The following is a 23272-nucleotide window of genomic DNA, read 5'->3' on the forward strand; positions in this document are numbered from 1 at the left end:
TATGGAATTCCACATATATATCCCGAAGTAATCATATAGACTTCAGAACAACTTATTTCTCTTCCAGATATGCACGAGTGAAGTCAATCGCTCCACTGAAATCAAGTTGTATGCCTTTCAGGTAAGGCTTAGTCAAAGATACGTTAGTGTAGTAATAGATTGGCAATACTGCCATTTCTTCTTGAATCAGGATTTTCTCTGCATCAGCAAAAGCAGCCATACGTGTAGCAGGATCAGCGGATTTCACAGTTTCTTTAACATCTTTGTCGAACTGTTCGTTGCTGAATTTAGCATCGTTGTTTGTGTTGCCTGTTGTCCACATTTCCAAGAAGTTGTACGGATCGTTATAGTCTGCAGACCAGCCCGCACGAGCAACCTGGAAGTTTTGGTTTTGACGATTCTCAAGGAATACGCCCCATTCTTGGTTTTCCGTTTTCACGTCAACACCAAGGTTTTTCTTCCACATGTCAGCAACAGCAAGAGCAATTTTCGCGTGATTGTCACTAGTATTATAGATCAAAGTTACTGCAGGCAATGTTGTGTAGCCTTCTTCTTTCATTCCTTCAGCAAGCAATTTCTTAGCTTCTTCTACGTTTTCAGTGAAGTAGTCATCTTTGTGCTCATCACGGAATTCGCCGTTTTCACCGCGTATACCTGGAGGTACAAAGCCAAAAGCTGGAATTTGTCCACCTTGTGTTACTTTATCAACAATCAACTGACGCTCAATTGACATTGCAAAAGCCTTACGGATTTTAGCATTGTCGAATGGAGCTTCGTGAACGTTGAATTGGTAGTAGTACGTACTTGCAATACCAGTAGCTTTAAACTCGTCCGGCAATTCTGCTTTAACAGAAGGGATTTGGTCTGTTGGGATCTCACCATTCGGGTGACCAGTGTAGTCCAATTGTCCTGATTTGTAAGCTTGCAGCTCGGAAGCACTGCTGCTTGTGAGAGACATATTGATTTCAGACAATTTGATGTCAGAAGCTGCATGATAGCCTTCGTTTTTCTTCACGACAATTTTTTGACCTTTAGCGTATTGATCCATTGTGAATGCACCGTTAACGATCATGTTTTTGTAGTCTGTGAAGAATTTGTCATTGGTGTCAGCAGATTTGTGTACTGGATAGTACGTGTAGAATGCTGTCAGACCCAAGAAGTAAGGTGTTGGGTTTTCCAACGTTACTTCCAGCGTGTGCTCATCAGTAGCTTTAACACCTACTTGTGAGAAATCTGTGATTTTAGTGCCTTTATATTTTTCGTCTTTGCTCAGGTTATAACCCTCAGCACCTTTAATGTAGTACAATTGGTAAGCATATGGAGAAGCTGTTTCCGGTTTCAAAGCGCGTTCCCAAGAACGTACAAAGTCTTCGGCAGTGATTGCATCACCGTTACTCCATTTAGCATCCGGGTTCAGGTTGAAGACATATTTCAAACCATCTTCGGAGATTGTCCAGTCTTTAGCAACCCCCGGAGCTTCTTTGCCATCAGCATCGATGCGAACAAGACCTTCATACAAGAATTTCAGTACAGTGTTGGTTTGGCTGTCTTTTGCTTGAGCCGGGTCCAACGTAGGAGGTTCAGCTGTCAGGTTAATTTTCAGGACTTGATCTTTAGCAAGACCATTTCCTTCGGTTGCAGAACCAGTATCGGTGTTACCTGTGCCTTCGTTTTTCGATCCGCACGCTGCAAGTACGGTACCGAACGCCAAAATCAGCGTCAAAAGGACTAATAGACTTTTCCTTTTCATCTAACACTTTCCCCCTAAATTGATGTGGTATATGTTTATAGATTATACAACCACCGGTCAAAAAAATCTACATTACTTTTTCAGAAAGTAATGTTTTTTTCAGTTTTCGACAAAATCGACACATTTTTTAGTCTTTTGCGTTATGTATCCTCACATCTGTTTCATGAAGTATCTAAATAATCCAAATATTGTAAACAAAACATACCCAAAACTCATTATGACAAAAGCCATGCGCCAAACGGCCCGGAACATTCTACCCCTATCGACCTTACCTTTGAGCCGATTTTGTGCACCTCCGATGAATCCAAGCGCTATTAGTATGAGTATTAGTGTTAAATAAAATCCAAAATTCGAATCAAATGTTAAGTTGAATAACGCCGATACAGAGAATATAAGGAATAAGGTTGTTACATCCATTGCCGAGCGCAACGCCACACGCTTATCTTTTTTCCATCCATACATGATCCAATACACAAGAAAAAACGGAAAGAACGGCAATATGCTCAGCACAATAAAAAATCCCATTAACTCACTCCTTCCGGTTGCATACCTTCAATTAGATGAAGCAGAACTTCATGCATCGGAGCAGACAGGCCACACCGACACGCCATGCTTACGATTTGCCCGTTAATGGATTGCACCTCCGTTTGTTGTCCATGCAGAACATCCGACAGCATGGAAGATGTATTCGAAGCTGTGGAACGACAGACGGAGAGGATATGTTCCCACACATCCGCATCAAGAAGTATTCCGCTGGCTTTGTATACCGCCAATGCCTCATCGTACAACTGACGCATAAACATGATTCGCTCTTCCTTTGTAATTAACTCCCCGTTAGGAATACGCCATATCGCAGTAAGTGGGTTAATGACAGCATTGATTAACAACTTCCTATAAATCAGCTTATCGATTTCATTCGACACTGTACAGCCAAATCCTGCCTGCTGCAAAAGTCCCTGTAAACGAATGAGTTCATTTTGATCATTTGGCGTTAGAGATGAGATACCCCTATCTGCACTTTTGCCCAACCAAGTCTCTCCAATACCCGCACGAATGACCGCCTCTTGCTGCCGCTTCGCCCCTTCTGTGGTTATAACACTGTATATATTGGAATGCGGCATATTGGATTGCACCTGATCCAGATGCCCAACCCCATTTTGGAAACATGCGATGTTGGGCACTCGCGTCTTCAATGAACCAATTTCACGTATAACATCATGTATCGCTGTCTGTTTCACCATTAATAGTAGCCAATCTCCAGGTGAGTGTTCCCACACTTGGGTTAACTCCGTAATTGGCTTGACCTGGATATGATCAGGTTTAATCTGGATGGTTTTCTCCCGTTCGATGACCTTAAATCCTTCTATACTCAGTTTACTCGCCTGTTCAGCCGTTCTGGTCCAAAATCGAACCTCGTTGCCTGCGTCCTGAAGCTTACCTCCATACAAAAGACCCAGTGACCCTGATCCTACAACGTCAATGATCATGCTGCATCCCTACCTCTGCTCCAATAGTTGCTTTTATCTATAATAGAACAAAAACAGGAAACAAAAAACCCATCATACCCGCCGTTATGTAACGGAGGTGTGACGGGTCTTAATCTAATGCTGATCATCAGACATATTTTGCTTTTATTCAATCCGTTCCAGATTCCCGTTGGCATCCATTTTAAATCTCGTTTTGAGTTCCTCTTCTTCTTCTGTCAGAAATGCGAGTCTGCGAGCACGATCCATAATCTGAATCAGTGCTTTATAATCGTCGTTTACAACACGATAATCAGTCTGTACTTCATTCACTTCCTTAGACAGACGATCATTCTCGCAACGCAGTTCATGAAGTTCATCCTCTTTTTCACGAAGCTCTTTCTCAAGCATCTTGAGCTGGCGACCGTTTTCCTGCACAGTCCCCTTCCATTGCCGCAAGAATCGTATAACTGCATCAATGGATAGAGAGTCTTCCGAAATACCATCCGCCTTGTACAGATTTTCTTCTGTATCCAGGATGGACAAAGCTGCTACTTGTGGTCCAAGCAAAGCCGGTTGTTTGCGAAGATAACTCCGTTTTTGTCGTTGAGCCTTAGCATTGCTAATAGCAGACTCATACTTCTTACGTACACAGCTGTTCCAGCGAAAACCGCAAGCGGCAGAAGTTCTGCCTATTTTTTCGCCAACCTCTTCAAAAGCAGCTAGTTGTGTACTTCCTTCCCGAATATGACGCAAAGTAACCTCAGCCAAAATCAAATCGTCCTCTGTACTCCAAGCATCCTGTCTCACTGCAGTCATGCTATAATACCCTCCTAACAACATCCTAAAATAACCGTCCCCATAACCGATTTCCCGGTATGTGAATTAGGTATAAAAGCTGCTTCATTCATTCTTATGCCTCTCATAGAGTTCATAGAATTGATTTCATACTAAAATGTATTTCCATATTTATGTGTGCTCATACGTTACATATGCAAAACAAACCATACTTTAAATCTTTCAGGCAAAAAAAGAATTCGCTTTCATATCCAATTTTGTTTACACCTTTTTCCTTTCCCGGTATAATGTTGTGTAGACAATCTATGATCGTACATAGGAGAGGAGGACTTACCGTGGCGCGCATGTTTCGGGTACTCGGGTTCTTCACGCTAGCGATTGGCCTGATGGCTTTTGCGGGAGACCTGGTCGAAATGGCTTTGCTTTTTTTCCTGCAGACTGCGTTTTTTGTCATTTTGGGATATCTGAAATTTACCGAACGTACGTACATATTGCTCTTCTGGGGTTATATGATCGTGACATTCACAGGGTTCAGCTACTGGACCGTATTCCAAATGGATTTGCCGCTCTAATCCGCCAGCAGCATCAAAGCGATCCGGCTAATGTCGGATTGCTTTTTTGTCGTTTTCAGATTAAATGACTATTCTTTGTGTTATGTAACCACTACGGATATTTCACGTATCTATTTCATATATTGTCTGGAAGAGATCAGCCTGTTCGCATCATATGTAGATATGGAAAGGAGAATGATGGGTGAAACGTCGATACGGCATTCCTGGCTTAATCGTATGTATTATATTTTTGATCCAGCTACCTTGGACTTATGCCTATGGAGAACCTTCATCTGAGGAAACACGCGAAATACTGCAACAAAGCCTATCCATCGTCGAAATCGATCATGAAATCGAACGTATTGCAGCCAAACTAAAACAGCTGGACGAACAGCGTCAGGCGTTATCCATTCAGCTTCAGGAACAGGAAGACCAGATACATACTCAGCAAGACCGAGCGGGTGCAGTTGTAAGATCCTACTATACCGGAGAGCGTGATAGTCTCTTGATGACGGTACTGGGGGCAAGATCCTTTAAGGACCTGTTCATTTTATACGATTACTATCAGATTATTATCGGCAGGGATCAGGCTGTTCTGGACAAGTATCAGGATCGATATCGCACCATGCAGCAAACGTCTACCCAGATTAATCAGACCTCTGCAGAACTGTCTGAACTCAAAAACAATCTTCAAAATCAACGTGAACGAGTACTAGCATTGCAGAAAGAAGTGGACGGAAAAGTAGCTGCCAGCGGGGATGCTGCAGCCATGCAGAAACTGATGGATGAGTTGACCAGCTATTGGGAGAACATCGGTATATACGAGGTCAAGCGATATTTTAAAGCATTGGCATCAGCTATGCAGAACCTGCCACAGTTTATCCAGGAACAAAACGGAGGAATCTCAACTACCGGAACATCGTACACCATTCGAATCGGACAAGATGAGTTAAATACGTTTCTACGATCACAAAATCCGATCTTTGAGGACTTCGCCTTTCAGTTCGACAAAGATCGAATCACTGCTTCTGGGCAGCGTGATCAGTTGCAATTAAGCATTGAAGGCCATTATACGGTCGAGAATGAACCTCAGAATTCAATTCGATTTCATGTAGATAAACTTGTGTTTAATCAGTTAGAACTGCCCGATACCACACGTCGTATGCTGGAACGAGAATTCGATCTCGGATTTTACCCACAGAAAATTCTGTCGTTTGTCAAAGCCACAGAAGTATCCACAAGTGAAGGCATACTTGAAGTAAAGCTCGCCATTTCATTTTGACGAGCTTTGCAAGGCAATAATGCTTTTGACGTACTGATTAGCCGTGATCTCTCCCGCGAGAAGTTGTTGGATCTTCTTTTGAAAGGCAGAATTTAGTATAGGACTTTCCGTCATAACAGCCTGCGAAGAGTCAGCTGGAAACCAGGATTTTACATCCGTCGTATTATACTTCGTTATTAGTTTCTGTGACTCAAGATCTAGTTCCTGTTGCTTTGCTGGTAAATAGTTAGCCTGTTGGTACCACTCCGATTGCACGGCAGAGGATGTCATCCCTTCAATCCAGCGGCTGGCCTCTTCCGCCTCAAGTGATCCAGCTGCGATAACAAGACTTCTTGATCTCAGCGGTTCTAACGCACTGAGGGCTATCCTCTCCTTTGATCCCTGTTCGCCTGCCACGCCTTGATTTCCACTCATCAAACGAGACAGTAACGTGACCACCATAGAAGCCCCTGTCTGCTCACCAGAAGAAGAGATTGTCGGATTTATGGAATCGACTGTAATATGCGACTGGATCTGATCCAGCAACTGTATGGTCTGTTGGTACGCCTCCGTTTGCGAGGAAGTTTGCGCTTTCTTAATTTTGTCGGGAGCCATGCCTGGTTCAAACTGATTCAACCAAGCACTTACCGCTTGAAGGTCATTTAAGTTTACACTTATCAAATCCGTTTCATCTTGCGTTGCTTGTTGTACAAGTTTGATCCACTGTTCCTTATTTTCGGGTAAACCTGCCAAACCGGCTTCGTCCAGGAATGAAGAGCGAGCTGCGAGTACATAGGCGTCGAGATCAAACGGCATACCCCATTGGTAACCATTCCACTCTGTCATTTCCCGTAAGCCTACCACAGTTTCTCCCAAAGACTTGGACAGTGTTGTACCGTTCAACGGATACAGATGTCCTTTTTTGGCATGATATTGAACTTCCGCGCTATCCAGAAGAATAATATCTCCGCTCTCCCCTACCGAAAATTTATTCTCAAGCACTCGCTTATATGTATCCGGCTCCAAATTCCGAAGACTGATTTCCACATGTTGAGAAGTTGCTACTTCATTAGCCATTCTTTTAAACGATTTAAAGTCTGCCTCTGACATCGAGACTACAATCTCTAGTGGGGCATGTTGGTCCTCGCTGCGCGATGACGTATTGGGAAATGCATCTTTTTCCTGATTTCGTTCCTGATTAAGCTGTGAACCTCTAAAATCAAAGCTGGGAGACAGAATCGTTAACGAAAGCAGCAGCACTGCGAACAAAACAAATTGGTGTCCACGCTTCATTAACTTCCCCTCCTTGCTCCCCTAATTTTTTCCTGCAACACTCATTGTAACAAATAAGTAGTGCTCTTGTCCTATCATGCCAAAAAACAGTTTTCCGATATTTTGCATACTTCGAGCATATCGAGTTCTGTGCAATAACTGATTTTTATTTTTTCAGCAAAAAAACCGGCTCGAAGAGCCGGTTTAATAGAAACATTTTCCGGGAAATAACTTTCCGTTACCTTACAATAAATCTGCTGCAAGCTGAGCCAACTTGGAACGTTCTCCTTTTTCCAGCATAATGTGTCCGCTGATTCCCTCTTGCTTGAATCGCTCCACAATATACGTCAGACCATTACTTGCTGAGTCCAGATAAGGATGATCTATTTGCTCAGGGTCACCCATCAAAATAATTTTACTGCCTTCGCCCACCCTCGAGACAATGGTCTTCACTTCATGTCGAGACAGGTTCTGCGCTTCATCGATAATGATAAACTGTCCTGGTATAGACCTACCACGAATATAAGTGAGTGCCTCAACCTGAATACTGCCAAGACCCATCAAAATTTTATCAATGTCGCCTGCTTTTTTGGTATCAAACAAAAATTCCAAGTTATCATAAATCGGTTGCATCCATGGTCTTAATTTTTCTTCTTTCTCTCCAGGGAGATAACCGATATCTTTCCCCATCGGAACAACCGGACGAGCGATCAGCAGTTTTTTGTACTTATGGTCATCCTCCACTTTAAGCAAACCCGCAGCAAGCGCCAACAAAGTTTTTCCCGTACCCGCCTTTCCTGTAATCGTGACAAGTGGAATATCATCATTCAGGAGCAGTTCTAGGGCCATACGTTGTTGCGCGTTACGTGCACTGATGCCCCATACATTATCATTACTCAGGAACAGTGGTTCCAGCTTCGTTCCCTCTGTATTTACTTTGAGCAAAGCCGATTTATTGGTTCCCATCTCATCCTTAAGAATTACAAATTCATTCGGGTAAAGCGAATAAGACAACTGTAACGGTTTGATCGGTAGAAAGCGATATGTGTAAAACTCATCAATGACCGAAGGATGAACCTTGAGGGCAGTATAGCCTGGATATAATTCACTAAGACCTGCCGTTCGATCTGATAAGTAATCCTGTGTGAAAAGACCGAGTACATCCGCTTTGATACGAACAAGCACATCCTTGCTGACCAGAACCACCTGTCGCTCAACGACCTCTTTCTCATTTTCCTCAATCTGATAATTCAGGGCGACAGCCAAAATCCGATTATCGTTGGACACTTCTCCAAACATTTCCTGTACTTTCACAAAACTACGATGATTCAGTTCCACTTTCAGATTGCCTCCATTAGCTAAAGGGACGCCACTGTGCAGATGTCCCAATTCACGCAACCCATCAAGAAGTCTCGATACATTACGAGCATTACGCCCAATTTCATCGGCATTTCTTTTTTTGGAGTCGATCTCCTCCAGTACAACCGCGGGAATGATTACCTCATGTTCCTCAAAGGCAAATATGGCATTGGGGTCATGCAGAAGCACGTTCGTATCCAATACAAAAATCTTTTTCATTCAATCCCCTCCAAAGCGGCGTCGTTAAAGGCATGGATAAGTTTGATCTTTCAGCAGCGACATGGACAATCATGCTCCCATACATAAATGTATTCGACTAGGACAAAATAATTGTCAACCATTCTGAAAAACTCCAGGAAAGGATGAACATTTATGAAATATTGGGTTTGCACGCTGCTTCTGATCTTTATACTTACAGGCTGCAACAGTTCTACACGTAATGCCTCGCAGCAACAAGGTCAGCATGCCAAAGGTTACGGAGGAAATGTTACAACTCAGCAAGACCAAAGGAAAGGATCTCACATGCTCAATACTCAGGAAGATCGGTTGCACCCTTCAGCTGTGGACCATCTGACCGAAAATACAGGTGAGGTTCATGAAAAAAACGTCATGGACAACACCAAGGCCGATCGGATGCCAAATGAAAAAAGGGTCACCCACCTCAAAACACTTGCCAAGCAAGTGGAAGGTGTCAAAGATGCCAACTGTGTCATTCTTGGAAATACAGCCGTAGTTGGCATTGATGTTGACGGTGAACTGGAACGTGCACGAGTAGGTACAATTAAATACTCAGTAGCCGAAGCCCTCCGCAAAGATCCGGAAGGTGTGGATTCAATTGTTACCGCAGATGCTGATGTCACCGAGCGTATTAAGGAAATCGGTGAACATATTCGTCAAGGTCATCCAATATCCGGTTTCGCTTCAGAACTAGCAGACATGGTGGGCCGGATCATTCCCCAACTACCCAAAGATGTCAAAGTCCGTCAAAATCCGGATGAACATGTTGAACGTGAACAACAAATGCAGCAGCTGCATTCTTCTGACAAAAGACAACAAAAAGCCCAGTGATCTCTCACTAGGCTTTTTTCATTGCAGTAAAAACCTGCTCATCTAATTTCTCAGCAGCACGCTGATCATATATTTTGACAAATTGAGGCACAGAAGATAGCTGGGCTCCATAAAAAAGGGCATTCCTTACCGCTTCAATGGAAATGTCGAAACAGCACATATTAAACGGAACATCCTGTAACGGATTTTGTCGTACGGAAGCACGTCCGTTTACCGCATACACCATCTCTTCTCCAAAAATGGTGACCGTAATAGCCGGATTCTCGATCATATTGTTCACGAGACGTGAACGATGATCAATCGCCACACGAAGGGTAGAAGCATTCTCCGCATAAATCCAGGAGATTGCTGTTGATGTCGGACCTCCAGATTCAATGTCCACGGTGCTCAAGAGCACAAAGGTTTCATTCTTGAATTGCTGTAAAAGAGATTCAGTCAATTGTGTGACGGCTTCGGACATCCAACCAGCCCCCTAATCTTCTTTATGCAATTCTTGATTCGTTGTTGATGATATTATAGCATACCATCAAACTCGCTTCCAATCCCAAAAGAATGAATGTTACTCGGCTGTTGGAGATGCCGTTACTTTACCTGAAAGTGTATCCTGCAACGCCTGTTTGGCATTAGCCAATTCAGTTTCGTTGATATATACATATGGACTTCTCCACTCTCCGGTTACAGGTGTGTAGTGCACATCCGATTTGGAAATATTCCAATAGGTTGAAATGAAGTTCTTCATCTGCTCCGATTCCACGTCTGTTGTCATGTTATCGTCAACAGCGCCTATCACTTTACCAATCTTCGTTACGCCTCCCAGTGATTTCAACTGATCCAACATAGAATTCAACACTTGATTCTGACGTTTATTTCGGTCAAAGTCGTTGGATTCATCTGTCTTCGGCTTACAATTCGATTTACGGTAACGAACAAAATCAAGTGCTTCTTTTCCATCCAAATGCTGTGCACCAGCTACCAGGTTAATATCCGTGCCATCGGCCGTATCTTTGTAACACATGTTTTTATCCACTGTCACATCCACGCCACCTACAGCATTAACCGCATCACGGAACGCTTGAAAATTCAGTACCGTTGTATAATTGATATCCACATTTAGATATTTGCCCATCATTTCTTTCATTTGTTCCTCTGCATTTTTGCCAGAGGTTTTTTCTTGGGCTTTAAATTTAGGATAATAGGAATTTAATTTATTCGCCTTATATCCATCCAACTGAATACGGGTATCCCGAGGTAAAGATACAATGGTTGCCGTCTTGGTCTCCGGATTCAGAGAAGCTACCATAACCACATCCGATAGATACGTACCTGTTTCGGGACGGTTATCCGTACCTAGCAGCAACATCGTAATGGGTTTGGTTTTCGCTGACATTCCAGCCGGTACTGGCTTGTCAATGCCCGTATCAGCTACCTGATTGTATACCCAATAGAGATATCCGCAGCCTACCACAATTGCAATAACCAATAAACTTAAAATCAGTCTGCCAAAGGTTCGCATCTTTTTCTTCTTCTTTGGTTGCTTGCCTTTGCCGTTCTTCGATCCAGAAGCGCCGGATTGAGTCGGTGCCTGTCTCCGTGGAGGCAGTCCGTTCGAATTCGAGTTCATATCTTCAACACCTTTATCACATCTGTTTTGGCCTATATATAAGACAACCGCTTTCCCTAAGGAAAACGGATGGTCTATACTATACAGAATTTATGAGTTTCGAGCGGCAGCTTCCGCTTTTTTCTTTTGACGACCTTCAATAAAATACCGAACTCTCACTAACAGCATCAAACCAACAGCCACCAGCAAACATTGAATAATTGGCAACTTGTCGATTTGAAACACAAGAAGCATGAATGTGCCCATCGCCATCAATATATAGAGAACGATTTCCTTACCAAGTGGCAATTTCTGACGTACCCGAAACACCTTGTTATATACGTAAGTAATCAATACAAAGATGACGATGTAGGCTACGATCGGGTTTGATGCGAACCATGCTTGCATGCACAGCCAGCTCCTTTCGTGTTCATGCTAGATATAAGTTAACTGGTTGATGGAACCCTTCCAACAACATAAATTACAAAACTCTGCATGTGACCGTTTCGGATTCGGATCGTTCTTTCGGTCGCTGTTATCCCCATATTTTTTTGATCCATTTCTCAATGGTAAAATCCGGGGATAAAGGCGAACGCTTCGCTCCTACAGAATCGATTCCGAATCCTCCACTACTTCAGCGGGTTGTAATCGACGTCGATGGTGTATATGTGTTCCATCAAACGTTAACTTATATCATTTATTTTAGTTGTAGTTAGGTGTTATTTTGTAGCCATTTTGCGTTGTTTTTCTGCACGCTCACGCTCGGATTTGTTCAGGATCTTCTTACGGAGACGAATAGATTTTGGTGTAATCTCACAATATTCATCTTCATTCAGATATTCAAGCGCCTGTTCCAACGAGAAGATAATCGGAGTTTTAATTTTAACCGTATCATCTTTACCAGAAGAACGAACGTTAGTCAGTTGTTTTTCTTTGCAGATGTTAACAACGATATCATTGTCACGTGTATGTTCACCAACAATCATACCTTCGTAGATTTCAGTACCCGGCTCCAAGAAGAGCGTACCGCGATCCTCAACGCCCATCATGCCATAGAACGTAGATGTACCAGTTTCAGTTGAGATCAGCACGCCTTGGTGACGTCCACCTACTTGACCGGATACTACTGGAGCGTAGCTGTCAAATGCATGGTTCATTACACCGTAACCACGAGTCAATGTCAGGAAGTTGGTGCTATATCCGATCAAACCACGTGCTGGAATCAGGAACTCCAGACGAACTTGACCACTACCTGTGTTGACCATGTTAACCATCTCTGCTTTACGTGCGCCCAGGCTCTCCATTACGGAACCCATGCTTTCTTCAGGGATATCAATCAACAAGCGCTCTAGAGGTTCCATTTTCTTACCGTCAACTTCTTTAACGATAACTTCTGGTTTGGATACTTGAAGCTCATATCCTTCACGACGCATATTTTCAATCAGGATACCTAAGTGAAGCTCACCACGTCCAGAAACGACAAATGCATCCGGGCTATCCGTTTCGTCAACACGAAGGGATACGTCAGTTTCCAATTCTTTGAACAAACGCTCACGAAGTTTACGGGAAGTTACCCATTTACCTTCACGACCTGCGAATGGACTATTGTTCACGAGGAACGTCATTTGCAGTGTAGGCTCATCAATTTTCAAAACTGGAAGTGCTTCTGGGTTGTTCGGATCAGCGATGGTTTCACCAATGTTGATGTCCTTGATTCCTGCAATCGCAACGATGTCACCTGCTCCTGCTTCTTCCGTCTCAATACGTTTGAGACCCTGGAAACCGAACAGTTTCTCGATACGTGCAGTTTTGCTCTTACCATCACGCATAATAACCGTTACCGATTGTCCTTGACGGATCACACCGCGGTTAACACGACCAATGGCAATACGGCCAAGGTATTCATTGTAGTCCATCAAAGTAACGAGGAATTGAAGTGGTTCTTCAACATTTTCGGTAGGGTGTGGGATATGACTAACGATGGTATTGTAAATCGCCATCATGTTGTCATCCTGTTTTGCAGGATCATTATCCATGCTGGATGTTCCGTTCAATGCGGAAGCATATACAACAGGGAATTCAAGTTGTTGATCGTTGGCACCCAGTTCAATGAACAGGTCCAGTACTTCATCAATAACCTCAGTCGGACGAGCCGCTGGACGGTCAATTTTGTTTACAACAACGATTGGTGTCAGGTTGTGCTCCAAAGCTTTACGAAGTACGAATTTCGTTTGCGGCATACATCCTTCGTAAGCATCAACAACGAGCAAAACGCCGTCAACCATTTTCATGATACGTTCCACTTCACCACCAAAGTCGGCGTGTCCTGGTGTATCCACAATATTGATCAGGTAATCTTTATAGGTAATAGCTGTGTTTTTGGCCAGAATCGTAATACCGCGTTCACGCTCCAAATCGTTGGAGTCCATTGCGCGCTCCTGTACCGTTTCGTGATCACGGAAAGTACCGGATTGCTGGAGCAACTTGTCGACGAGCGTTGTTTTCCCGTGGTCGACGTGGGCAATAATCGCAATATTGCGAATGTGTTCTCTTGAATGCATGGTTTGTATCCATATCCTTTCCAATTTCAATTCTTATCTACTAAACTTCCCGCAAATTCGCAGGTTACTCACCCAAAATAAGCGTCGGTGATATCCCGACGCATGCCTATATCCCTTATATTATAGTTGATCATAGGTAAAAATCAAGATATTTCGCTTGAAAGACCACTGGGAATGTTACCAGCCTCTCCCTTGGCGTCCTCGGCCAAACAGCAACCACATCCCGCCTACAATCAAAATTACCGCCAGCACATAGATAATACCGGTGTGAAGCAGTGTAAATCCGAATAAAATAATTGAAAGGATGCCAACGCCCAATGCCACCGGAAGTACCATTGCGTGTCTTCGATGATCAGCCAGTGCATATTCAAGCAAACCAACGGCAATTCCAAGCAAAAAAGCAGGCCACAGGTTGCTCATCAATCCGCTGCCCCATGTATTCGTGATTCCGAACAACAGACCATAGACGGTTAATGTTCCTGCTGGAACGAGTGACCATGATGGCGTGAGCCTTGCATAATATAATGCATGAAGAGCAAGACCAGGCAACAAGATGAGCAAAGGCCAGAAGTGCCGTCCAATAAAGCCAAACACACCTAGTTTACCGAGTAAAATTATTAAACCTGCAACAAAAATAAATATTCCGATTGCTTTTTCATTTCTCATCCTCATCTACAATCACCTCTTATAACATTTGGCTATGTACCCCGTAAGATAAACTATAAGCACACCATGATGACTGACTGTTCCCAGCCTTCTTCTAGTGTAGCCGATGTGTATGCAAAAAACTACACTTTATGTCGTACTTCGCCTCTCTCCATTATCCTGTATTACCCTAAAATGATCGGTCTATGACTTATTCAAGTTCACCCATTTCTTCTGAACAAATAAATACAGCAAAAAACTGCCCTTTACGGGCAGTTCGCCAGAAAATTCACATTTCCATTTGCTCAAATCAACTTACACGTTTCGACGAACAAACTTGTGCGCTCCTCCAATCGCGATTACAAGACAAGCCATAGCTACAGGCAGCAGTGTATGCGCCTCAGCAGCCAAGCCACCGAGCCACTGTCCCAGCTTCGGATCATTCATCACCATCTCACCTGCTGTGAAGGCCAGAATACCTGAACCGGCAAATACCAGAATCGGAAACCGCTTCAACAAACCGACAATTAATCCGCTGCCCCACACCACAATCGGAATACTTATGGCAATTCCGATGACCGTGAGCGCCAAGTCCCCATCCGCCAGCGCAGCAATCGCGAGAACGTTATCCAGACTCATGACAAAGTCAGCAATCAAAATCGTTTGGATCGCTTTCCAGGTCGTGGACGCCTTACGAATATGTACTTCATCTTCATTCTGAAGCAGCAGCTTGACAGCAATCCAGAGCAACAGCAAACCACCAGCCGCCTGAATAAAAGGAATACCCAACAGCAGCACAGCTGCAAAGGTTAACAAACAACGCAAAACAACAGCGCCGAAAGCCCCCCACCATACCGCCTGCTTGCGCTGTCTCGCCGGCAAATCCTTGCTTGCAAGGGCAATAACAACCGCATTATCTCCACTCAGAACCAGATTAATCATTAATATTTCGGTCAACAGCCATAGCGTATCCATGCTCCTCATCCCCCCACTCTAACTTGTATGTCAAAGTTGTCCATGCTATTCTTAAACGTTGAACAAGCTTTCTCAGGTTTGGATATATAGAAGGAGTGACATCGTATGGAGCTGTTTAGCCCCGCTTTTTGGCTAGCGTTGTTGAACGTTGTATTTATTGATCTAATTCTGGCTGGCGATAATGCCATCGTGATTGGTCTCGCGGCTCGAAATTTGCACCCTTCTGTGCAGAAAAGGGCGATTCTTTACGGAACAGGCGGCGCACTTTTGATTCGCATTGTAGCCACCGTGATTGTGCTCTGGCTGCTTAAAGTGCCATGGCTACTCCTTGTTGGGGGATTACTCCTGATCTGGATTGCGTACAAGCTATTGGCAGATCAAGGGGAAGAGCATTCGGATATCAAGGCTGGCAGTTCTCTCTGGGTAGCCGTGCGAACGATTGTCATCGCAGACGCTGCCATGGGACTGGATAACGTCATCGCCGTTGCTGGTGCAGCACAGCAGCACTTGGTGCTTGTTATACTCGGACTGCTGATCAGTGTACCTATTATCGTGTGGGGCAGTACGTTGTTTATCAAATTAATTAACCATTTCCCTTGGATCATTTATCTTGGAGCTATCGTGCTTGGGTATACGGCTTCCAATATGATTACAGAGGAGCAGCGTCTTGTACCTTTCTTCACTGAGCATCCTGCACTGAGAATCTTATTTATCGTCCTCGTCACTGCTGGTGTCGTGTTTGCAGGATATCGCAAACGTTCAGTTAGCGACAAGGCTGGCCCTCAAGAGCAACAAGGTTCCTATTCATAGACTTAAGACTAAAATTAACCATTCTTATGGCTACTCTTAGTCTGTAGACACCTCATAACTAAATGCCAAAAAAGATGATAACTGTAAGAAACAGTTGCCATCTTTTTTTGGGTTTAACAGTCTCAACTTATAAATAGATCGAATATTTCATCTGGGTTAGTAGTATCAAAACTCGAAATATACTGAGTGTAGTCACCCTGAAATAGAATTTCACCTTTGTGTAAAAATATAATTTTACATTTGATATCCTTAAGTTCATGCAGGTGATGTGTAGAGAAAATAATCGTAGAGTTTTCATGTTCTGTCAATTTTTCTATTCTTTTGTAAATCTTAATCCTTGATGACGGATCTACTCCAGCGGTTGGTTCGTCAAAAATATATAACTTTTTCTTAATTTGCGTCAAAGTTACAATATAGAGCCATTTTCGTTCGCCCACAGACATCTGACCTATCCGTTTGCTCCAAAGCTGACTAAATAAGATAAGTTCTCTTTCATTTTTCAAGTCTATTTCACTTATTATTGCCTCTTTATCATCAACAAATGTTTTTCCGGATATGGAGAATATTAAGCGAACATAGTCTTTACCTGTTACTAAATAAGAAATAAAAGCTCCTTGAAGATGATACAGAATATCTTCGTATTTGGGAAGGTTTACGATCTGACCTTCAGAGGGCTTGTACTGCCCAATTAACAAATCAAAAAGCGTCGTTTTCCCGGCACCATTTAACCCTATAAGTACATTAACAAGGTTCTTTTCAAATTCTATATCCACTCCATTAATGACATTAAATTTAGTTTTAGGATAACTGAAAGAAATATTATTCAAACTGATCATGATTATCTCCGATCTAAGTTCTAACAATTTTAGAGTTAATTTTAAGAAATTTCAATGATAATATACCTATAATTAAATAAACAAAAGTTATCACTAACAAAAGAGATATGTTCTCTTGAGTTTGGCCATAAAAAAAGAAATCTGATATCATGCGACAGATTCGTGATACATATTCAACTGGACTGAGTAAAAATAAGTCGTTCAATTGAGTATAATTATAGTTTCTGAACATAGTCATGAATAGAGCTGGTAACATTACCATGCTTGCAACAGAGTTAAGTGTAGCTGTAGTTACTGGTAGAGCAGCTAACAGTAACATTAGCATTGCCAAAGGAAGACTAACGATTAAGAACGAAACAATTGAAATTTCAACCAGTTCTATCACAGGTAATCTGAATACAAGAGCGGAGATTATGGTAAATACTAAAACAATAATCGAGCCATGAATAATTTGAATCCAGTACAAACTAAAAATAATAGGCTTTTTGTCCCCAGCAACATAAGTAAAAGATCTCAGAAAGCCATTTTCTCGAAAAATTGAAATTCTACTTGCAATACCATAAAGGAAAATACTTACAAAATTATAAGACCAAATCGCACTAAAAGAAGAAATAATTTCATGTATTGGCGGTGTTTTATAGAACCAATTGATATTAATAGATACAAAAATTAGAATAGGCATTAACAATGACCATAAGTAGTTTCCTATTCCTTCTCTTAATATAATTTTATTAAAAAAAATATAAAACTCAAACGTTTTTCTTATCATTAATGCGAACCTCAATTCTTTTAAGCGAATGGTATCATTTTAAATTTATTTGGATAAATATCCGTTGTTAATTTTTTAGATATCTTAAAGTCATTAGGATTGTAGAGCATTGTATTAATATGTGGAAAAGCATCCGGAGAAAATACTTTTGCTATTTTAATTTGATTTTCAGGATAAGGGGATGCCATTTGTGTAACGTATATATCTATATCAAACCTATCTTTAAACATTCTGATCGAATTTAACAGCTTATTGTTATTTGGTGAGACATGTACCTTAGGATAAGAAATCATTACTTTTTTATTATTTAATAAATAACTGATATCATCTAAAAAATCGCTGATATCCATAGAATAAAACATATCAACATACAGATTATTGTATTCATGGCTGGTATCATCCCGATACGCTTTATGACAAACTACACTTTCAAAAATCATTATAAATTCATCCACACTTGATTCCAAAGCTACTTCCAAATTCCAAGATGTTCCTAAACCAACCGAAAACGCCTTATCTCCATAACCTACACACATAATCACATAAATACCCTTTAATATAGAGATGTTATAAAAAGATAAATGTTTTAAAGCTGAGCTAATATGCGTTATTTTAGTTCTTAGTTTTTCATTCTGTATATGATTTAATTCTACCACTTCACCAGGACTCTCACTTAACCAAGAAAAAATCAAAGATTGCCGCTCTATGAATTCCATATACCCTTTCTCAATAACAAAATCACTTCGTACATGCGCAGCATTTCCCGTACTATCTGTAAAATTGATATGTTTCACAGCGGAAAAAATGGGCAGATTATGATTTAATAGTATAGAATCTGCACTTACATTGATTATTTCACCGGAAATGAGATTAAACGCTTCAAAAGTTGGCGATTCATTGCGGGGATTCTTTTTTAAATATTTTGTACCCGCTAACCTTTCTTCGAATTCACCAATTGATGATTTCATTAATTGTTTAACATTATTTTTTCTTGAGAATCCAGTTATTCCAGAATGCAAATATGAATTTATAGTACATCCTTTCGGTCGATGAATAAAAGCAGACTGATAAATATTTATTGATTTTTTAATGAACGGTGCCGCACTATTCATAACTAATCTCCTTTAAATTATCGGACAGTTTGGTAAGGAGTCCAATTCCTCAATTGAAAGCTCTAATGTTCGTTGATTAATCATTACTTTTTGATCTATAAATTTTTTAAAAGGTACATGCGTTAATAATTCTTTAGATGATACCTTGATAGAAATAGAGGGGACATGAATTTTCTGAAGTAAAACCGAAACATACATACCTGTAATCCACTGGGGTAAATTTTCTAGAATCATCATAGTTTTAGATCTACTATTTAAGTTATCATGAATTTCATATATCTCGTTCGAATAAGTAAGATCAAGCAAATCATGGATATGTCCCATTGTTTTGGGGTGATTATATAATTGATCATAAATATTAAGAGTTCGATCTTCGAAGAAATTTTTAAGATCATGGTATCTTCCCAAGAAGTAAGCTTCAGACACCGCTTTATCAACAGCAGAATTCAAATCAATTCCCGAACCGGTCCCAAATTTGTAAGTAATCTTTCCCATTTTATCTTCTAACACACATAGCACAACTAATAAAGGAGAAAAGAAATCTTGTACAAATAAATGAATTCGTAGTCCATCTTTCTCCATTTTATTTGTATAAATTGATTTATACTTCTCAATTTTTAATTTTTTCCCCCATTTTCCATACCAAAATAAAAAAATACAGTTTTTCTCCAACAATTCTACTAAGGCATTATATAACGCATCATGTGGATTATTATGAACAGCTGTCCCAGTAGTATCTACAACAGGATTAAATTCACTATATTTTGTTAACTTTGTGGGGACTTCAACTATTTTCCCACTTAATAAATCATAGGTTTGGCTTGTTTCGCCAACTGATTTTGAACCAAATAACAGAGATCTACGTTCAACTGATTCTGAAAAAGCTTTGATTAATGCATTTCGTTTATCTAAAGATACCGCGCCACACCCTACTGGCCCCATGTATCCTGCTTCATCAACATAATTCCCGATAACGGAGTTAGATGTGTAAACAGGAAAATTAGTAAACGTCTTACTCTTCAGACTAAAATGAATACCTCTACTACGATCAAAAATCATATATATTTACCAAACCATTGAACTAATACAATGGGGGCTAATCGAGGATTTACTCCCAAAATACTGCTAAGAGCATTATCATTGAATCCTGATATTAAACAATCTCCAAAATGATCTTGCTCTTCTACAGCTACTCGGAAACTTTGAGCCATAAGTCCAGCTTCAATTAATGCGTGTCTGTAACCTCTAGTTCGATACTTGGTAATGGCTCTTCTTACATCTAAGGAATAACAAACAAACACATTAGAAGGGCTACCCCCATAGATATTTTTACTAATATTAAATATGTCTTCTTCCGTGAAACTTTTAATCAATAAAAGCTCTGTATTTTGTGAATCAAATGCATATACCCCTGGGAAAAGTTTGTCAACTGCATTTTTTTCTATTATTACTAAAAGAGGTATTATAGGATATAATGCTCCCGCAGAAGGGAAAGGTTTAGTGTGATATCCATCAGCTACTCCGAATGCGGAATGTAATACGTCGCCAATCATACTATAGGCTATCGGAAGTGTTGTATCAAAAACGCGTTTGGAGTTACCCTCGGTTTTTTTTTCTTTTTTTACATCAAATTTATACTTTGCTTGAAAATATTCAGGTAGAATATCATTGTATTGAACTAAATCTAACCATTCGGTTAGACGGGTTTCTATTTCATAATCCCCTACATCCTGCCAAGTAGTACGTTGATGAAATTTCAGAACATTAGACATCACTGTTTTATCTTGTAAATTCTCTTGCAAATATTCCGCTGTAAATGACCGAGCTAGTTCATCTAGTCGGCTTTTTGATTGTTTATCATTCATAGCAATTACACAACTCCCAATGTAGTGAAGTATCCCGAGTTTTTTTAAAATTTTGGAGATCCACAAGCGTACAGGTTGTTATATCCTCTCTGTGTATCTTAGTTACACTAAAGTCACCAATATATTCTCTTATCTTATTTACTAAGTTGCTTGTGATATTCAATTTTTGAACTCCACTTAAAGGAATTTGGATTTCAAAAGCTTCGTTTTCTTTATAAATTAGATCAATCATATTCTGATATGTCATGTCCTGATCCGTGTCCTCTACCAGACCACTAGACTCAATATGACCAATATGGCACAGATGACAAGGAACCTTCCACTCAGGTGAATACAAACAATCCATATAAAAGTTACCATGATAGACATAACTAAAAAACAATTTTGAATTAGATCGTTTATCTTGCCTTAAGACGATTTCCTTCGCTCTTTTTTTGCTATAAGGGCTCATAAAAATTATAGTAAGCTCATTCTGATCAATTGGAGGCAAGGAATCTAAATCATAAACTTCAACAGGGATTTGTGAATGATATTCTTCACTAAGATAGCGATGAATTGTTTGCCCCGTTTCTGTATCATTACTTGCTATTACGATTTTTTCAACTGAAACCGTCTTGTCCTTCCTCGGTATCAAGACATTATAATTCATTAAGAACTCAATGGCTTCTTCCGTAAAGTCTCCAAACAACTCTTCAAGTTCTTCATTATTAACAGTTTCTTTTTGATCAATATCCCACTTAGTTATTACTTGTTTCATTAAATCATCACTAACCGTAAGTATACTTTCTTGATTCTGAATCACAATGTCACCATTTTCAACTTGGAACATGAGATATTTTGAGATTCGATAATCCATTCTTAGCCCTCGATTCAATTAAAATATTGACCCTAATAGCACAATGCTATTAGGGTCACTTTATTTACTGTTGAGATTTTAATTAAGCATTAAACTTAACTTTGTTAGCTGAACCACAACCACATGTAGTACTAGGAGGAGTACACAGTGTTGGGATAGTTGACGCACAGGCCGAACAACCTCCGCAACCATTACCCGGTCCAACTTCGTTTTTGAATCTAATATTATTCATCTTTGCACCTTGTCCAAAACGACTTACGCCTCTGTCATTGTTAAAAATAGTTCTACCTTTAGCTTGATTCCCCATATGATTACCTTCTTTCTAAAATAATTTAAAACCTAAATAAATATATATCCTAAATTTATCCTTGTCAATAATTAACTATACTATAATATTAAAAGTAGACATCACCTATTTATCCCACTTATTTTACATTAAAGGGTATTCGGATATGTTGTATCATAGTTAATCCTCAGAACCACTCTTCTTTCATGTCATTAACTTCATCCTCATTGGTTACCATAAAATTCTCGCCTGCATGAAGCGTAATTGTTTCTGTCTGCTCCACCGCCTGCTCCACCCATTCCGGTAGCTGACTCATGGTCGCTTCAATTTTGTCCACAATGCGAAGATTCGGATTCGTTGTTGGGGATTTCGGTACAAAAAGAGTACAACAATCCTCATATGGCAGTATCGATATATCGTACGTTCCGATCTGTTTGGATAGAGTTATAATTTCCTGTTTGTCCATCATGACAAGTGGTCGCAGCAGCGGCAGATCCGTCGCACGTCCAATGACATTCATGCTTGGCAGGGTCTGGCTTGCTACCTGACCCAGACTATCTCCGGTAATCAGTGCAAGCGCACGTTCACGTTCAGCCAGCTTGGTTGCAATACGTAACATGGAGCGGCGCATCAGTGTGATGATCAAGTTATCCTGTCCCAGTTGGGTAAATGCAGTTTGAATTTCCGTAAAAGGAACCAGATGCAGCTTAATTGTGCCTGCATGATCAGCAAGTGCACGCGCCAAATCAATGACCTTTTCTTTGGCACGCTGGCTTGTGAACGGATAACTGTAAAAGTGTACACATTCCACTTCCAGGCCTCTACGCATCGAAGACCATGCCGCTACAGGGCTGTCTATGCCACCCGATAATAACAGCATCGCTTTTCCATTTGTGCCAAGGGGGAACCCGCCTACGGCCGGAATCACCTCACTGAAGATATACGTACCCTGATCCCGAATTTCCACGCGCAGTTCAATGTCAGGTTGACGCACGTCGACGCTTAACTGCTGGAATTTCCGAAGAATCGGAGAACCTACCAGATGGTTCATTTCATGCGAAGAATTGGGGAACTCTTTCCAAACACGCCGTGCATTAACTTTAAACGTGGTACCGTCTTTGAATTCAGACTCTCTTTCATCCATAAAAGCAACGGCTGTCTCCACGATTTGGTCAGTCTCCGATGGGGTCACTTTAACCGGACTGATCGACATAACGCCGAATACTCGTTTCAGCACAGCGATCAGCTCTGTATGAGATTCGCCACCCAGATCAACATACAACCGTCCAAACTCCTTCCGCAGACTTGCACCTGGATAAGGTTTGAGCAGGGAACGTACCTGGGTGATGATTGTTTTTTCGAACCGGGCACGGTTTTTTCCTTTTAACATAAACTCTCCGAAACGGAGAAGCAGCATATCATATTTCATCTAAAA

Annotated in this window: 23 protein-coding genes; 4 read left to right on the forward strand and 19 right to left on the reverse strand. The window is 41.0% G+C overall.

Annotated features, from left to right (window positions below):
* Nucleotides 1–52: 52 nt before the first annotated feature.
* The 4 genes from AC4PM4_RS12405 to AC4PM4_RS12420 form a co-directional block, all read right to left on the reverse strand.
* Nucleotides 53–1750 (reverse strand): peptide ABC transporter substrate-binding protein, encoded by a 1698-nt coding sequence (locus tag AC4PM4_RS12405; protein WP_491613703.1) that lies wholly within the window; start codon nucleotides 1748–1750, stop codon nucleotides 53–55.
* Nucleotides 1751–1900: 150 nt separating this feature from the next.
* On the reverse strand, nucleotides 1901–2275 hold the full coding sequence (locus AC4PM4_RS12410) for a DUF3397 domain-containing protein (RefSeq protein ID WP_063567000.1): 375 nt from the start codon (nucleotides 2273–2275) through the stop codon (nucleotides 1901–1903).
* On the reverse strand, nucleotides 2275–3237 hold the full coding sequence (locus AC4PM4_RS12415; protein ID WP_491613704.1) for a ketopantoate reductase family protein: 963 nt from the start codon (nucleotides 3235–3237) through the stop codon (nucleotides 2275–2277). Before AC4PM4_RS12415 ends, AC4PM4_RS12410 begins: the two co-directional genes overlap by 1 nt.
* A 144-nt stretch (nucleotides 3238–3381) precedes the next feature.
* On the reverse strand, nucleotides 3382–4032 hold the full coding sequence (locus tag AC4PM4_RS12420; RefSeq protein ID WP_491613705.1) for an RsfA family transcriptional regulator: 651 nt from the start codon (nucleotides 4030–4032) through the stop codon (nucleotides 3382–3384).
* Nucleotides 4033–4346: 314 nt separating this feature from the next.
* Between AC4PM4_RS12420 and AC4PM4_RS12425 the strand changes: the two genes are divergently transcribed.
* Complete coding sequence (locus AC4PM4_RS12425) at nucleotides 4347–4583, forward strand: DUF2626 domain-containing protein (protein WP_053781237.1); 237 nt, start codon at nucleotides 4347–4349, stop codon at nucleotides 4581–4583.
* Between the two features lie 181 nt (nucleotides 4584–4764).
* Nucleotides 4765–5844: a coiled-coil domain-containing protein gene (locus tag AC4PM4_RS12430; protein ID WP_491613706.1), complete on the forward strand. Its 1080-nt coding sequence runs from the start codon at nucleotides 4765–4767 to the stop codon at nucleotides 5842–5844.
* On the opposite strand, the gene AC4PM4_RS12435 is transcribed toward AC4PM4_RS12430, so the two are convergent.
* The gene (locus AC4PM4_RS12435) at nucleotides 5836–7116 is read right to left on the reverse strand and encodes an extracellular solute-binding protein (RefSeq protein ID WP_491613707.1); all 1281 of its coding nucleotides are present in this window, start codon (nucleotides 7114–7116) and stop codon (nucleotides 5836–5838) included. The genes AC4PM4_RS12430 and AC4PM4_RS12435 overlap by 9 nt on opposite strands.
* A 222-nt stretch (nucleotides 7117–7338) precedes the next feature.
* The gene (locus AC4PM4_RS12440) at nucleotides 7339–8673 is read right to left on the reverse strand and encodes a PhoH family protein (protein WP_024628438.1); all 1335 of its coding nucleotides are present in this window, start codon (nucleotides 8671–8673) and stop codon (nucleotides 7339–7341) included.
* Between the two features lie 153 nt (nucleotides 8674–8826).
* Here AC4PM4_RS12440 and AC4PM4_RS12445 point away from each other — a divergent pair, with 153 nt between their 5' ends.
* A complete protein-coding gene (locus AC4PM4_RS12445) occupies nucleotides 8827–9522 on the forward strand; it encodes a YhcN/YlaJ family sporulation lipoprotein (RefSeq protein WP_064636421.1) in 696 nt (231 codons plus the stop codon).
* A gap of 7 nt (nucleotides 9523–9529) precedes the next feature.
* Here the strand turns inward: AC4PM4_RS12445 and AC4PM4_RS12450 are convergent, their stop codons facing one another.
* The 6 genes from AC4PM4_RS12450 to AC4PM4_RS12475 form a co-directional block, all read right to left on the reverse strand.
* Nucleotides 9530–9982, reverse strand: coding sequence for a pyridoxamine 5'-phosphate oxidase family protein (locus AC4PM4_RS12450; RefSeq protein WP_063567005.1), 453 nt, complete (start codon nucleotides 9980–9982; stop codon nucleotides 9530–9532).
* A 99-nt stretch (nucleotides 9983–10081) separates the two neighbouring features.
* Nucleotides 10082–11143 (reverse strand): LCP family protein, encoded by a 1062-nt coding sequence (locus tag AC4PM4_RS12455; RefSeq protein WP_063567006.1) that lies wholly within the window; start codon nucleotides 11141–11143, stop codon nucleotides 10082–10084.
* Between the two features lie 90 nt (nucleotides 11144–11233).
* Complete coding sequence (locus AC4PM4_RS12460) at nucleotides 11234–11530, reverse strand: YlaH-like family protein (RefSeq protein WP_053781242.1); 297 nt, start codon at nucleotides 11528–11530, stop codon at nucleotides 11234–11236.
* A 311-nt stretch (nucleotides 11531–11841) separates the two neighbouring features.
* Complete coding sequence (typA, locus tag AC4PM4_RS12465; protein ID WP_063567007.1) at nucleotides 11842–13683, reverse strand: translational GTPase TypA; 1842 nt, start codon at nucleotides 13681–13683, stop codon at nucleotides 11842–11844.
* 177 nt (nucleotides 13684–13860) lie between these two features.
* The gene (locus AC4PM4_RS12470; RefSeq protein ID WP_491613708.1) at nucleotides 13861–14355 is read right to left on the reverse strand and encodes a hypothetical protein; all 495 of its coding nucleotides are present in this window, start codon (nucleotides 14353–14355) and stop codon (nucleotides 13861–13863) included.
* Between the two features lie 288 nt (nucleotides 14356–14643).
* The gene (locus AC4PM4_RS12475; RefSeq protein ID WP_063567009.1) at nucleotides 14644–15303 is read right to left on the reverse strand and encodes a TerC family protein; all 660 of its coding nucleotides are present in this window, start codon (nucleotides 15301–15303) and stop codon (nucleotides 14644–14646) included.
* 105 nt (nucleotides 15304–15408) lie between these two features.
* On the opposite strand from AC4PM4_RS12475, the gene AC4PM4_RS12480 reads away from it, so the two are divergent.
* On the forward strand, nucleotides 15409–16113 hold the full coding sequence (locus AC4PM4_RS12480) for a TerC family protein (protein WP_491613709.1): 705 nt from the start codon (nucleotides 15409–15411) through the stop codon (nucleotides 16111–16113).
* A gap of 122 nt (nucleotides 16114–16235) precedes the next feature.
* Here AC4PM4_RS12480 and AC4PM4_RS12485 read toward each other — a convergent pair whose 3' ends face one another.
* The 7 genes from AC4PM4_RS12485 to thiI all read right to left on the reverse strand — a co-directional run bounded on the left by AC4PM4_RS12485 (nucleotide 16236) and on the right by thiI (nucleotide 23266).
* The gene (locus AC4PM4_RS12485; protein ID WP_491613710.1) at nucleotides 16236–16949 is read right to left on the reverse strand and encodes an ATP-binding cassette domain-containing protein; all 714 of its coding nucleotides are present in this window, start codon (nucleotides 16947–16949) and stop codon (nucleotides 16236–16238) included.
* A 13-nt stretch (nucleotides 16950–16962) separates the two neighbouring features.
* Nucleotides 16963–17718, reverse strand: coding sequence for a hypothetical protein (locus AC4PM4_RS12490; RefSeq protein WP_491613711.1), 756 nt, complete (start codon nucleotides 17716–17718; stop codon nucleotides 16963–16965).
* A gap of 20 nt (nucleotides 17719–17738) precedes the next feature.
* Nucleotides 17739–18830 (reverse strand): YcaO-like family protein, encoded by a 1092-nt coding sequence (locus tag AC4PM4_RS12495; RefSeq protein ID WP_491613712.1) that lies wholly within the window; start codon nucleotides 18828–18830, stop codon nucleotides 17739–17741.
* Between the two features lie 12 nt (nucleotides 18831–18842).
* Nucleotides 18843–19889: a YcaO-like family protein gene (locus tag AC4PM4_RS12500; protein WP_491613713.1), complete on the reverse strand. Its 1047-nt coding sequence runs from the start codon at nucleotides 19887–19889 to the stop codon at nucleotides 18843–18845.
* Nucleotides 19886–20695 (reverse strand): nitroreductase family protein, encoded by an 810-nt coding sequence (locus tag AC4PM4_RS12505; RefSeq protein WP_491613714.1) that lies wholly within the window; start codon nucleotides 20693–20695, stop codon nucleotides 19886–19888. Before AC4PM4_RS12505 ends, AC4PM4_RS12500 begins: the two co-directional genes overlap by 4 nt.
* The gene (locus tag AC4PM4_RS12510) at nucleotides 20688–21524 is read right to left on the reverse strand and encodes an McbB family protein (protein ID WP_491613715.1); all 837 of its coding nucleotides are present in this window, start codon (nucleotides 21522–21524) and stop codon (nucleotides 20688–20690) included. Before AC4PM4_RS12510 ends, AC4PM4_RS12505 begins: the two co-directional genes overlap by 8 nt.
* 500 nt (nucleotides 21525–22024) lie before the next feature.
* A complete protein-coding gene (thiI, locus tag AC4PM4_RS12515; protein WP_491613716.1) occupies nucleotides 22025–23266 on the reverse strand; it encodes a tRNA uracil 4-sulfurtransferase ThiI in 1242 nt (413 codons plus the stop codon).
* Nucleotides 23267–23272 lie beyond the last annotated feature (6 nt).

The sequence above is a fragment of the Paenibacillus sp. MDV22-iso6 genome, assembly GCF_058408365.1.